General features: G+C 64.1%; 11 protein-coding genes. 6 read left to right on the plus strand and 5 right to left on the minus strand.

Annotated elements, in window-relative coordinates; all coding sequences use genetic code 11:
- Positions 1-31 precede the first annotated feature (31 nt).
- From ACOMD9_RS04755 to ACOMD9_RS04765, 3 genes are read left to right on the plus strand one after another with little or no spacing between them, the layout of a single operon-like run.
- Complete coding sequence (locus ACOMD9_RS04755; protein ID WP_421412412.1) at positions 32-514, plus strand: methylenetetrahydrofolate reductase C-terminal domain-containing protein; 483 nt, start codon at positions 32-34, stop codon at positions 512-514.
- Positions 511-1,557, plus strand: a complete 1,047-nt coding sequence (locus ACOMD9_RS04760; protein WP_421412413.1) for a methylenetetrahydrofolate reductase — start codon at positions 511-513, stop codon at positions 1,555-1,557. The genes ACOMD9_RS04755 and ACOMD9_RS04760 overlap by 4 nt, the downstream gene beginning before the upstream one ends.
- The gene (locus ACOMD9_RS04765; protein WP_421412414.1) at positions 1,557-2,303 is read left to right on the plus strand and encodes a glutathione S-transferase family protein; all 747 of its coding nucleotides are present in this window, start codon (positions 1,557-1,559) and stop codon (positions 2,301-2,303) included. Before ACOMD9_RS04760 ends, ACOMD9_RS04765 begins: the two co-directional genes overlap by 1 nt.
- On the opposite strand, the gene ACOMD9_RS04770 is transcribed toward ACOMD9_RS04765, so the two are convergent.
- The 4 genes from ACOMD9_RS04770 to ACOMD9_RS04785 all read right to left on the minus strand — a co-directional run bounded on the left by ACOMD9_RS04770 (position 2,268) and on the right by ACOMD9_RS04785 (position 5,805).
- Positions 2,268-3,227: a LysR family transcriptional regulator gene (locus tag ACOMD9_RS04770; protein WP_421412415.1), complete on the minus strand. Its 960-nt coding sequence runs from the start codon at positions 3,225-3,227 to the stop codon at positions 2,268-2,270. The genes ACOMD9_RS04765 and ACOMD9_RS04770 overlap by 36 nt on opposite strands.
- A 200-nt stretch (positions 3,228-3,427) precedes the next feature.
- The gene (locus tag ACOMD9_RS04775) at positions 3,428-4,429 is read right to left on the minus strand and encodes an ion transporter (protein WP_421412416.1); all 1,002 of its coding nucleotides are present in this window, start codon (positions 4,427-4,429) and stop codon (positions 3,428-3,430) included.
- Positions 4,430-4,519: 90 nt separating this feature from the next.
- Complete coding sequence (locus ACOMD9_RS04780) at positions 4,520-5,374, minus strand: sirohydrochlorin chelatase (protein WP_421412417.1); 855 nt, start codon at positions 5,372-5,374, stop codon at positions 4,520-4,522.
- Between the two features lie 143 nt (positions 5,375-5,517).
- Positions 5,518-5,805, minus strand: coding sequence for a sll1863 family stress response protein (locus tag ACOMD9_RS04785; protein WP_421412418.1), 288 nt, complete (start codon positions 5,803-5,805; stop codon positions 5,518-5,520).
- A 316-nt stretch (positions 5,806-6,121) separates the two neighbouring features.
- Between ACOMD9_RS04785 and ACOMD9_RS04790 the strand changes: the two genes are divergently transcribed.
- From ACOMD9_RS04790 to ACOMD9_RS04800, 3 genes are all read left to right on the plus strand, one after another.
- The gene (locus ACOMD9_RS04790; RefSeq protein ID WP_421412419.1) at positions 6,122-7,387 is read left to right on the plus strand and encodes a hypothetical protein; all 1,266 of its coding nucleotides are present in this window, start codon (positions 6,122-6,124) and stop codon (positions 7,385-7,387) included.
- Positions 7,388-7,500: 113 nt separating this feature from the next.
- Entirely contained in the window at positions 7,501-7,824 is a 324-nt protein-coding gene (locus tag ACOMD9_RS04795) for a DUF427 domain-containing protein (RefSeq protein WP_421412420.1), read from the plus strand.
- A 161-nt stretch (positions 7,825-7,985) separates the two neighbouring features.
- Positions 7,986-8,735: a type II toxin-antitoxin system death-on-curing family toxin gene (locus ACOMD9_RS04800; RefSeq protein WP_421412421.1), complete on the plus strand. Its 750-nt coding sequence runs from the start codon at positions 7,986-7,988 to the stop codon at positions 8,733-8,735.
- 286 nt (positions 8,736-9,021) lie between these two features.
- Here ACOMD9_RS04800 and ACOMD9_RS04805 read toward each other — a convergent pair whose 3' ends face one another.
- On the minus strand, positions 9,022-10,149 hold the full coding sequence (locus ACOMD9_RS04805) for a GGDEF domain-containing protein (RefSeq protein WP_421412422.1): 1,128 nt from the start codon (positions 10,147-10,149) through the stop codon (positions 9,022-9,024).
- Between the last annotated feature and the right edge of the window lie 50 nt (positions 10,150-10,199).

Consider the following 10,199-nt stretch of genomic DNA (forward strand, 5'->3'; position numbering starts at 1 on the left):
CACTGCCCCTCAACGAGAGAAGGAAACTATCATGCACAGGGTGCGTCGCTGGGTGGTTCGCCATTCCAGAGTCTTCGAGAGGATCTACCGACACTTCGAGCCGGTGCTGGTCAAGCTCGCTCCGGTGTGGAGGCGACTGGGTCACGAGCGCATCGAGGCGCCGGTGAGGATGGTGGAAAAGGCCGCCAAGGGGGCGCTTTTCGATTGCCGGATGTGCGGTCAGTGCATTCTCTCTGCCACCGGCATGTCCTGTCCCATGAACTGCCCCAAGACACTGCGCAACGGCCCCTGTGGCGGAGTGCGTGCCGATGGGCATTGCGAGGTGAAGCCAGAGATGATGTGTGTCTGGGTCGATGCCTGGGAAGGAAGTCGTCAGATGAAACAGGGCGATCTCATCCACGCGGTCCAGTTGCCGGTGGACCATCGCCTCACGGGCAGCTCGTCCTGGCTTCGCGTGGTTCGCCAACGGGACGGCACCTCCCCTTCAAGCGCCAACAGAGAGACAACACGATGAAGTTCGATGACGAGCCCGTTCCGGGCTACTCCCTGCCGATCCTGCCCGGCCATGTCTCCCCCGGGCGACTGGAGCGGGTGTTGCGGGCGGGCAAGTTCGCCATCACCAGCGAGATCGACCCGCCGGATTCTGCCGACCCGGCAGAGGTGCTCAAGCGGGCGGCCATCTTCGATGGCTACGTCGATGCCATCAACGCGACGGATGGTTCCGGCGCCAACTGCCACATGTCCAGCGCCGGGGTCTGCTCGCTGCTGACCCGGGTCGGCTATGCCACCATCCTGCAGATCTCCTGCCGTGACCGTAACCGCATCGCCATGCAGGGCGAGATCCTCGGTGGCGCGGCCATGGGCGCCTGCAACCTGCTGTGTCTGACCGGTGACGGTGTGCAGGCCGGCGACCATCCCCAGGCCAAGCCGGTATTCGATCTCGACTCCATGTCGCTGCTGCAGATCGCCCGCAACATGCGCGACGAGCAGCGCTTCGAGAGCGGGCGGCGCATCGAGACGCCCCCACGGATCTTTCTCGGTGCGGCCGAGAACCCCTTCGTCCCACCGCTGGACTGGCGACCCCTTCGCCTGGCCAAGAAGGTGGCGGCCGGTGCCCAGTTCATCCAGACCCAGTACTGCTTCGACATCGAGCGGTTGCGCGACTTCATGCTCAAGGTGAACGACCTCGGTCTGCTGGAAGGCCCCGACCGCGTCTTCATCCTGCCCGGGATCGGGCCCCTGGCTTCTGCACGCAGCGCCCGCTGGATCCGCGAGCATGTCCCCGGGGTGCATATCCCTGACGCGGTGATCACTCGGCTCGAGGGGGCCGAGAACCAGAAGGAGGAAGGCAAGCGACTGTGCATGGACCTGCTTCACGAAATCCGCGAGATTCCGGGAGTCAGCGGTGCGCACATCATGGCCTACCGCCAGGAGCACAGTGTGGCGGAGATCATCGAGACGACGGGGGTGCTCGAGGGCCGCGTGCCCTGGTACCCGGGGCGCGACGACCCGAAAGCGCTCAACCCCGAATCCCCGGATGCCTTGCCGGTGCCGTGATGGATCTCGATACCGACACCGCGACGGTGCCTGACTACCGTCTCTACGGTTCGCCGGACAGCGCCAACCTGGTCGTGCGCATGGTGCTCGAGAGCGAAGGCCTCCCCTATCGAGAGGTGCGGGTCGACCGGGCCGCGGGTGGACTGGATGCCCCGGCCTTCCGTCGGCTCAACCCCCAGGGCCTGTTGCCGGTACTGGTGGATGAGCGCCATGGAACGGCGCTCTTCGAGACCGGTGCCATCCTCCTGCACCTTGCCGAGCGCTGCCACGGCGCACGTTTTGCAGCACCGGCAGGCCGCGGCCGCCTGCTGGCCTGGCTGTTCTTTCTCTCCAACACCGTCCACGCCGAGCTTCGACTCTGCTTCTACACGCCACGCTATGCGCCTCGCGCGGAGGATGCCCAGCGGCTTCGCGATGCACTGCGGCCACGTATGGTGGCTCATCTCATGCAGCTGGAAGCTCTCTGCGAACAGGGTCGGGAGCCCTGGCTGCTCGAGGAAGGGCCCAGCGTGCTCGATCCTTACCTGGCCTGTCTGGTGCGCTGGATGCAGCTCTACCCCGTCGATGCCCCCTGTCGTGCGCTTCCCTGGGAGCGCTTGCCGAGCCTGGTCGGCATGCTGGAGGCGCTGGCCGAGCGGCCGGGCATACGTCGTGCGGCCTGCGCAGAAGGGATCAAGGGGCGGCTGTTCATCGCGCCCGACTACCCTGACCTAGACCTGAGCGGCGTCACCGGGCACGGCGGATGAGGGCATATCGGCTTCCTCCAGCAACCATTCACGAAACTGTCCGGCGATCGGTCGCTCCAGGCCTGCGCCGGCACTGACCACGTAGTAAGCCTGGTCACAGTTCAGGGGACGATCGAACAGCACCGACAGCTTTCCGGCGCATAGCTCCGCCTGGTGGAGATCCCGACTGCCGAGCAGGACGCCCTGGCCGGCCATGGCCGCCTCCAGCGCCAGCAGCCCGTTGCCGAATCGCAGCTCCCGCAGCGTGCCGATGTCACATCCCTGCTGCTTGAACCATTCCTTCCAGACGTAGGGCTCGTTGATGCGGGTGAGGGTGCTGTCACACAGCAACGGCAGTCCGCGCAGTGTGTCGACACCCTCCACGGTGGCGGCCAGTTCCGGTGCACAGATTGGCACCAGATCCAGGCTCATCATCCGCTGGGGCTCCAGGTCCGCGTAGTTGCCGTAGCCGAGTCGCACGGAAACGTCGATGCCCGCGCGCTTGAGATCGGCCAGGCCGAAGACGCTATCGTGGAGGCGATCCACCGTATGCAGGCTCGCCTGCAGCCGGACTTCGGCGTCGGGGCACCGGGCGTAGAAACGGTGCAGGCGTGGCACGATCCATTTGGTGGCAAACAGGGGTTCGGCACACACGGTGACGATCAGGCGCTCTTCGCCATAGGCGCGGATCTTGTCCACCGCACGACCCAGTGCATGAAACCCCTCATGCAGCTCCGGCAGGGCCACACGCGCGGCCGGGGTCAGGCTGACCCGGCGGTGGTGGCGGACGAACAGATCGACGCCGAGATACTCCTCGAGCGACTTGATCTGGTGGCTGATCGCCGCCGGCGTGACATTGAGCTCCTTGGCGGCCGCGGCGAAACTCTTCGTTCGCGCGGCGACCTCGAAATAGGAGAGTGCGATCAAGGGAGGAAGTCGTGACATGGCGAATTCTCGAGAGAATGTCGGTGGGGAACTGCGCGATCAAGAGCTCCGCTCAAGGGGCACTATAATGGCTGCTGGTGCCTGAACTGTAGCGTTCCGAATGCACCACCGAGATCCCACCTGGCGATGCGGAATTCGTGGCCGGTTGACGATGACACCTTGCCCCGAGCGAGGCAAGGTGGCGCCCTGTGGCGGTGGGCTCACTCGTACCTGTGCTTCCAGCCCTTGACCGCGATCTGCTCCTTGAGCAGCTCCAGCATGTCCACCAGCACCTGTTCGGTGACCTGCTCGGTATGGGGATCGGTGCGCAGCCAGGCATCGAAGCCGCTCTCGGCCAGGTGCTCCACCAGGGCGGTGAACTCCGCCGACTGCAGCCCCTCCAGCGCCTCGTTGACCAGGCGGCAGGCCAGGTCGGAGAGCGAGGCCTCGAGCCCCCGGCTCAGCTGGCTGCCCAGCGGCAGCCGCGCCAGCCGGCGAATCTCCGGGCTCTCCGCCAGGGTGCGGCCGACCAGGCCACGCACGTAGCGCAGGGTGTCGTCGCGGTTGTGGGCGTAGGCGCTGCCGGCCATGGCCTCCAGCCGCTGGCTGATCTCGTGGATCAGCGCCTGCTGGCGGGGCCGCACCACCCGTTCCACCACCCGGGTGGAGAGCGCGTCACCGGAGCGGAGCTGGGCCTGGACGTTGTCGAGCATGCGGATGGCGATGCGGTCGGTGAGCTCCTCCAGCAGGATGTCGTAGTACTTGGCAACCACCCCGTAGAGGTACCAGCGGCGCACGTCGATCAGGCCCAGCCGGTGCAGGCGATGCAGCAGCGAGACGACGCGCAGGATACGCAGCAGCCGGAAGCCGCCCACCGGGATGCAGCCGAGCACGTCGTACCAGTGCACGAAGGGGTAGAAGAACCAGCGGTGGTAGCGCCGTTCGGCGATGGCCACCGCCCAGCCCAGCAGCACGTCGAGCACGAAAAGGGCCACGAACGCCAGGTCGATGGCGATGAAGTTGGCGTGGACATGCCGGTCGTAGGCGGCGTGCAGGCCGGGGGCCACGGCCTCGAAGGCGGCGTTCAGCGGCGAGAGCAGGAAGAGGCTGTCGAACAGCAGCAGGGTCAGGTTGGCGATCACCAGCACGATGACGAGCAGGTCCCACGCCAGGTGGACGCGCTCCAGGGCGGGGCTGAGCGATGTCTCGCGAGTGGCAGGCATGGCACCTCCTTGAGCACTGAGCCGCGATGTTCCTGCCCAGCCTGGCAGCCGGGCCGTTGGTGTCCCCCCTCGTCCCCGCCGGGTGCCGGCTCAGTCGCTGGCCGGCAGGGCCAGCAGCAGCGGCGTGCCGGCCAGGCCCTGGGCCAGGCGGGTCGCCAGAATCTCCAGGATGCCGTCATGCTCCCCCGCCAGCCGCGTGGTGGTGACGCGCAGGCCGGGGGAGTGCGCCATGGCCTGCTCGCAGATCTCCGCGATATCGCCGCCTTCACCGGCGTGGCGCCCGGGGGAGAGGAACAGCATGGCGAGTATTACCTCGCTTCCGGCCATGGCCTCGGAGGCCAGCAGGTCGACCAGCAGCGGCTCGTTGAAGCGGTAGGCGTCGCCGTCGCGCCGCTCCATCGAGGCGTAGGTGACGCAGCCGGCTTCCTCGCCCAGCAGCACGCTGAGCTGGCCGGCCAGGTAGTTGCGCAGCGCCGTGATCTCGGGGATCGGGCTGCCGTGGTCGACCAGCACCACCGTGGGCCGCGTCGGCCCGGTCATCCGCTCGCGCACGTTGTCGGCCAGCAGGCGCGCCAGGCGCAGGTCCACCGGCGCCTGGGTGTCCACCAGCGGCAGCGCCACCCTCACGGAGAGCCGCGGGTGGCGTGCCTGCACCTCGGCCAGGCGCTCCGGCAGGTAGCGGGTCAGCGCCTGGCTGGGCCCGAAGAAGAAGGGCAGGACCACCAGCTCGGTCACGCCCTGTTCCGCCAGCTGCTCGGCCCGCGGCCCCAGCGACACCGCCTTCTGCCCGCCGAGCTCCTCCGCGGGAATCTTGTAGGAGTGCAGCAGGGAGGCGGCCTCGACCTCCTGGCCGGTGGCCTGGCCCAGGGCCCGGGCCAGGCGGCGCAGGTTGAGCGTGGCCTGGGGACGCAGGGAGCCGTTGTCGACGAGCAGGATCTTTCGCATGGAAGCCTCTTGGCTGGCACGGAGCGGGCAGCGGCGCGCATGGCGCCAGGGACCATCACACTACCCGGCGGGTAAGCGGTCAAGCGGCACGAATCCCGGGCGCCGGCGGTGGGCGCCCGGGTGAGGGGGTGTCGTGAAGGGGGCTACTTGAAGCGGTCGCGCGCCTTCTCGAACGACTCGCTGAAGGACTTCCAGGCGTGCTCGGCGCCCTCCCTGATGTCGTCCCAGGCGTCGTCGCCGGCCTCGCGCATCTCCTTGAGCTTCTGGCGCACCTCCTCGCGCTTCGCCTCGAGGCGGTCGGCCTCCTTCTCGCGCTCGATGCGGGCATCGGCCTCGGCGCCTCGGGCCTTGGCCCGTAGCTTGTCGATCTCGGCCCGCCACTCGTCCAGCTTGGCCTGCAGCTTCTGCTCGTAGGCGTCCCTGTTGCTCATGGTGGCACTCCTTCCTGATGACGGTGTGTGGAACCTTGAAGATAGCCTGTCGCCGGCGACGGGGCGCTTCCCGCTCAGGGTGGCATATCCCGCGGGGGCTGTCGCAAGACCGCTCGGCGCCGGCCTGCCGCCATCGGCGCAGGGTGGCCCGAGGCCTCCGCTGCCGTGGACGTTGCTCCGCTCCCTGCCGGCTCACTCTTGGCGTACCCCCCTGCATATGAACGGGGAACGTCCCATGATGCCCTGCTAGGGTCGGGGGGTGCGCGTTGCCACCGGGCATCGCAACATCGATGTCCACGAACAAGGAGTACTTGTCATGATGTCTTCAGTCATTGCCTCCGCACGCGCGTGGCGAACCGTCGGCCTGGTGGGAGTCGGCATGCTGGTGGCAGCGGCGGCACCGACCACTGCCAGCGAGCTCGAGGAGCGAATGCCGCCGGGCCTGCTGATCGAGATGGTAGACCCGACGCTGTGCTCGATGCCGTCGGAGGAAGTGGGCCTTTCAGAAATCCTCGACGTGCTCGACAGCGACGACCCGGAGATGGCTCCGCCCATCGCCGGCGCCTGGGAGCGACAGGACGAGAGCTGGCGCGCCTATGGCCAGGGCTGGTTCAACGAGAGCAGCAGAGGACTGGTCGCGGCCACGGAGCTTATTCTGAGAAGTGACAGCGACGAACTGCACTACCTCTGCATGGTGCTGTCGCCACATGCGGAGACGTCGATGGTGGAAGGCGAAGCCGCCCTGGTCGGCCCGTGGGTCGAAGTTGTCGATGGCGACACCTTCATGGTGCTGGGCATGCTGAGGACGCTGACTGAGCGCTATGACAGAAACGACACCCTCCTGGGCGAGGTGATGATCGATGCCGGTAGCCTGCGGCTTGAACGGGTGGCAGAGGATGCCCTGGAAGGGAGTCTGACCTTCGATGGCCACCTGGTGGGAACGGACGCAAAGCCGCTGGAGGATGCCAGGATCTCGCTGACGATTGAAGGCGAGCTAAGCCGTGACTCCTCGATGCGGGTCGTTGACTGGGGCAGTGACGACCTGGTGGACGCCTCCGCGCCAACCGTCAGCGAGGAGGAGCTGGCCGAGGTGAAGGCGCTGTTCATCGAGGATATTCGTGTGGAAGTGGAACCGGTGCTGACCCCGGATAGCAGCGATATCGTGCGGAGTACCGTCTACCGTTACGACTACGACACCTTCGCCTCGCGCTCCGACGACAGTGGCTGGCGCAGCACCCGCGAGCATTTCTTCTACCGGCATGGAGAGCAGCTGGTGCCCTTCCAGCGGCCCTCCAGTGATACCGACCTGAGCGCTTTCTTCGGCGGCCTGCTCGCTGCCGATTTCGTGCTCGATGACGACACTGCCGACGACTTCCGCGCGCTGCTGATCACCCTGGCCGGCGAGGACTTCTTCGAGGAGGAGGACGTCAAGCTGGACAACATCATCAACTTCCGCCCCGACGAGTGGATCTTCTTCACCGGAACCTTCTTCGATCACTACAAGGCCTTCGTGGTCTACACCGACGACGAAGGGCGGCCGGAAAAAGTGCTCTATCGGCTCAAGCAGCAGCCGGTGCCCTGATCACCGAAAGAGCCAGTGAACTGCCCTGCCGCCTTGCCACCATCGGCGCAGAGCGGGCCGAGCCCATGGCTGCTACCCTGTGTGAATATTAGAAAAACACACAGGGAACGATCATGGACGATGCCCCCGAGCCGTGCATCACGCTGCACCCGCACTCCCGCCGGGTGCGGGTCGTCATCGACGGCACCGTCCTGGCCGATACCACCCGCGCCATCGAGCTGCGCGAGCGCGGCTACCCGCCGCGGCATTACCTCCCCCGCGACGATGTGCGGATGGACCTGCTGACCCCCTCCGACACCGTGACCCACTGCCCCTTCAAGGGCGACGCCTCGTATTTCTCCTTTGGTGAGCACAAGGATGTGGCGTGGAGTTATGAGAGGCCGATGGAGCGCATGATGGATATTGCGGAAAGACTAGCGTTTTATCATGAGGAATGAGGAAAGGGTAAGGGTTTGTACCCGATTCCCCCGATCGATGTTAGTTAGCGGATACGATGATTGTTGTTATGCTGACGATATGTGCTTTTTTCAGTGGGTTGGGAAATCGGTAGTATGCGATATAAGTGCTGAATAGATGGTAAAAGAATAGGAGAGTAAAAGTGGCAGAAATTACTAGGCTGTCGGAAGGTGACGTATTGGCAATTAGAAATCGAATGTCAAGTCTTAAAATTGCGTCTCGAGATGCTTTCGGACAAGTTGATCCGCTTCACCCAGATAAGCTGGCGTCCGCCGTTTTTCGACAGCACACAGGAGGTGGTGGCCAATATAAATATAATACAGTACATGATGTCGGTGCAACGCTTTTCTTCGGCATTGCCCTCAGTCATGCATTCGAAAATGGTAACAAGAGAACTGCTCTGGTCTCTCTTTTGGTCTTTTTGGATAGAAATAACACGCTGTTGGTTGATGCTTCTGAAGAGGATCTTTATGACTTGGCAAGAAGCGTTGCTGCTCATGAAATTAAAATTCAGAAAGGCAAGAATAGGAATGCAGACTCAGAGGTTTCCGCTATCGCGAGCTGGATCCGGGATAGGGCCAGAAGCCGTGTCATGGGTGATACAGCTATGGAGTTCAAAGGATTAAAAAGCCTGTTAGAGGACCAAGGATGTACGTTTGGTAGCCCGGATAAAAATTTCATAAAAATAAGGCGGGGTCAGTGGGTTGTTAAAACTGGATATCCTAGGGCAAATTTTGAAGTTCCTGTGGGTGAAATGAAAAAGATTCGAAAGCAGCTTAGATTAGATGAGGTTCATGGTATAGATTCTGCTGGATTCTATGATATGGACGAAACAGTTGATGCGTTTGTAAACAAGTACAGAAACTTAATGAAGTGGCTGGCAGATCTTTGATATTACCGAAGGTTATTGCTAACAAATGCAGTCGCAGCGGCGCCCTTGATATTGCGCTTTCGGCCCCATCTAAGGTTGCGCATGCTGCAAGCATTAGGTCATCGGGTGCCATGCTCCTGGCTTCAAGCCGCCACCACGATGAAGGTGGTGGCGGCTTTCCTATAGTGCACCCAAACCTATCACCCGCATCACGCGTCTCTACACCGCATCCAGCAGCTGGTCTCACCCGGTCTCGACTAGGGTGAGTCAGCGGCGGGGGGAATGCCAGTGTCAACCAGCTCCCGGGTCAGGATCGGGTTTCGTGACTTATCACGACCCGGTTCCTTCCGCCGTGCTTGCCGGCGTAGAGGGCCTGGTCGGCCTGGTGGATCAGGGCGTCCAGGTCGGTTGCCTCGTCGAGGACACCGGCGATACCGATGGTGACGGTCAGGCGGTGGTCGGGTATGGCCTCCATCACCGCGAGATCGCTGACCTTCTGCTGCAGGCGTTCGGCCACCATCTGGGCGTCCTTCGGGTGGGTAGCCGGCAGGGCGACGATGAACTCCTCGCCCCCGAAGCGCCCGATCACGTCCTGGGGCCGGAGGGAGTTCTTGCAGGTCTCCGCGATCGCGGCCAGCACCCGATCGCCCTGGCTGTGCCCCCAGTTGTCGTTGATGGCCTTGAAGTGATCCACGTCGATCATGAACAGGCTGAAGGGCGCCTTTTCATGCTGCGAGCGCTGCAGCAGCGCCTGGGCTCGCTCCATGAAATGACCGCGACTGTCCAGGCCCGTCAAACCATCGCGCTCGGCGACCTTGCGCAACTGGGCTTCCAGCGACTTTCGGTGAGAGATTTCCTCGACCAGCTGGTGGTTCTGCACACGCTCCTCCTGCAGCAGCGCGAACTGCTTGCGCTGCAGCCCTTCCAGGCGCAGCAGGGCGAAGAAACCCACGGCGTTGGTCATGATCAGCAGCAGCAATATGCGCAGCACGACCACGGCGGGAGTGTCCGCCGCCATCACCGCCGCGGCCAGGAAGCCCAGGTTCAGGTAGAGGCTGGCGATGGCCACCACGGGCAGCAGGTTGGGGATCAGCAGGTAGAACGCCATGGTGGCCACCACCACCGCGGTGACCTGGGTGGAGAGGCTCTCGGGGCGCAGGGGAACGATCAGGATGATGGCCGTCGCGAGTATCCAGAGAGGCAGGGCGTGCAGCCAGACCCGGCGGGAATAGTCGCCGACGCGTCCGATCAGGAAGGCCAGGGTCAGGCAGGAGGCCACCACCACCAGGCGCATGACGAGCAGCAGATAGAGCGCCGTGCCCACGCCGATATAGTGGTAGTCCGAAATGGCAAACATGCCGAAGACCAGGGCCGCCACGCTCAGCGCCAGGCTGGACTCGCGTCGAACCCGGGGCGCGATGTCCCGGCGATACATCGCCTCCCTGCCTGGCTCGTGAAATTGACCGGTCAGCCAGTGCAGCGGGT

The sequence above is a fragment of the Halomonas terrestris genome (assembly GCF_049166755.1).
In the GTDB taxonomy this organism is placed as follows: domain Bacteria; phylum Pseudomonadota; class Gammaproteobacteria; order Pseudomonadales; family Halomonadaceae; genus Halomonas.